We start from the raw sequence: 1,386 nt of genomic DNA, 5'->3' as shown, positions 1-1,386 counted from the left end.
GTGTTGGTTACCGTGCTAAGGCCACTGGTAATAGCATTAACTTGGTGTTGGGTTTTTCCCACCCGATTGATTACGCGTTACCAGAAGGCGTATCAGTCGATACCCCGACTCAGACAGAGATTGTCTTGAGTGGTACCGACAAGCAAATACTGGGTAAGGTAGCGGCCGAGATCCGCGCGTTCCGTCCACCAGAACCTTACAAAGGTAAGGGTGTTCGCTACGCAGACGAAAACGTCCGTCGTAAAGAAGCGAAGAAAAAGTAAAGGCTAGGTTATGAGCGATAAGAAAGTATCAAGATTACGTCGTGCCCGCCGTGCTCGCTTTAAAATGCGTGAGCTCCGCGCCGTACGTCTTAGCATTCACCGCACACCGCGTCATATGTATGCTCAGCTTATAGCTGCTACAGGTGATGTCGTGTTGGCGAGTGCCTCTACACTAGATAAAGAGTTGCGTGCTGGTGCGACTGGTAATGTTGCTGCAGCCGCTAGTGTGGGCAAGTTGATCGCCGGCCGCGCGAAAGCCGCAGGCGTGACAAAGGTCGCCTTTGACCGCAGTGGATTTAAATTCCACGGCCGTGTCAAGGCGCTGGCAGATGCTGCCCGTGAAGGTGGTTTGGAATTCTAAGGTTTTAGGCGATGGCGTATAACGATCAGAAAGACAAAGCGAACACTGAAGGCTTGCAAGAGAAGCTAGTGCAGGTTAACCGTGTTGCCAAGGTGGTGAAGGGAGGCCGTATATTCAGCTTCACTGCGCTAACTGTAGTTGGTGATGGCAATGGTAAAGTCGGCTTTGGCCGCGGCAAGGCGCGCGAAGTGCCGGTCGCTATCCAGAAGGCGATGGAAGCTGCCCGCCGTAATATGGTCCAGGTAGACGTAAAGGGTGATACCATCCAGTACGCTGTCAAAGGCCGTCACGGTGCCTCCAAGGTTTACATGCAGCCTGCATCTGAAGGTACTGGTGTTATTGCCGGTGGTGCAATGCGCTCGGTGCTTGAAATTGCCGGCATTCATAACGTACTGGCCAAGTGCTACGGCTCTACAAACCCGGTAAACGTGGTTCGTGCAACTGTTAAGGCATTGGTAAGCGTTTCTTCACCAGAAGAGGTCGCAACTAAACGCGGCAAGACTGTTGAAGAGATCTTGGGCTAAGAAATAGGCAGGATTTGCAATGAGCAAGATTAAAGTCACACTAGTTCGTTCTGTTACAGGACGGCTAAAATCGCACAAGGCCTGCGTCGCTGGTCTTGGCTTGCGTCGTATTCGCCACACTGTTGAAGTGGAAGACACTCCATCAGTGCGCGGTATGATCAATAAGGTCAACTATTTAGTACGTGTTGAGGGATAAGTGATGAGCGATATGCGTTTAAACACGCTGAGCCCGGCTCCC

Annotated in this window: 4 protein-coding genes; all 4 read left to right on the top strand. The window is 51.7% G+C overall.

What is annotated here, in order from left to right; translation table 11 throughout:
- Positions 1 to 263, top strand: a 263-nt coding sequence (gene rplF / locus ABYP33_RS19235) for a 50S ribosomal protein L6 (protein ID WP_373092972.1), incomplete at its 5' end; no start/stop codon positions are given.
- Between the two features lie 10 nt (positions 264 to 273).
- On the top strand, positions 274 to 624 hold the full coding sequence (gene rplR, locus ABYP33_RS19230; RefSeq protein WP_373092970.1) for a 50S ribosomal protein L18: 351 nt from the start codon (positions 274 to 276) through the stop codon (positions 622 to 624).
- 11 nt (positions 625 to 635) lie between these two features.
- A complete protein-coding gene (gene rpsE, locus ABYP33_RS19225; protein WP_008248319.1) occupies positions 636 to 1,148 on the top strand; it encodes a 30S ribosomal protein S5 in 513 nt (170 codons plus the stop codon).
- Positions 1,149 to 1,167: 19 nt separating this feature from the next.
- Complete coding sequence (rpmD, locus tag ABYP33_RS19220) at positions 1,168 to 1,344, top strand: 50S ribosomal protein L30 (protein WP_008248318.1); 177 nt, start codon at positions 1,168 to 1,170, stop codon at positions 1,342 to 1,344.
- The last annotated feature ends 42 nt before the right edge of the window (positions 1,345 to 1,386 follow it).

The organism is Zhongshania sp. (genome assembly GCF_041584495.1).
Classification (GTDB): domain Bacteria; phylum Pseudomonadota; class Gammaproteobacteria; order Pseudomonadales; family Spongiibacteraceae; genus Spongiibacter.
This window is presented reverse-complemented; position numbering and strand designations above follow the sequence as displayed.

What these genes read in the sequence shown, in the direction of transcription:
- rpmD (WP_008248318.1), top strand. Translation starts at nt 1,168, where the DNA reads ATGAGCAAGATTAAAGTCACACTAGTTCGTTCTGTTACAGGACGGCTA.
- rplR (WP_373092970.1), top strand. Translation starts at nt 274, where the DNA reads ATGAGCGATAAGAAAGTATCAAGATTACGTCGTGCCCGCCGTGCTCGC.
- rpsE (WP_008248319.1), top strand. Translation starts at nt 636, where the DNA reads ATGGCGTATAACGATCAGAAAGACAAAGCGAACACTGAAGGCTTGCAA.